Raw genomic sequence first — 242 nt, 5'->3', positions numbered from 1 at the left:
ACTCCATTTACCATTTTCTTTACTCAGTGATAGTGAAAACGGCCACGAGTCCGTCACGTTAGAAGCCTGCATTAAAGGGGTGAAAGAGCTATTACGTGCGATTCCGAATAAGGGAATGGACTATGGGATTTTGCAGCGATACCAGCAAGCACGGTTACCTCAAACGGGCTCCTCTCAGCTGGTCTTTAATTATCTAGGCGTTTTTGAAAAAGGCTTTGCCGGAGACAGCGGTCAAGCTTTGG

Annotated in this window: 1 protein-coding gene; it reads left to right on the top strand. The window is 46.7% G+C overall.

Annotated elements, in window-relative coordinates; all coding sequences use genetic code 11:
• The coding region (locus tag RH40_RS20860) for a hypothetical protein (protein ID WP_009603017.1) at positions 1-242 on the top strand (242 nt) is incomplete at both ends.

It is taken from the genome of Vibrio caribbeanicus ATCC BAA-2122, from assembly GCF_000165125.1.
GTDB lineage: Bacteria > Pseudomonadota > Gammaproteobacteria > Enterobacterales > Vibrionaceae > Vibrio > Vibrio caribbeanicus.
Note: the sequence above shows the minus strand (reverse complement) of the source record. Positions and strands in the feature narration are given on the sequence as shown.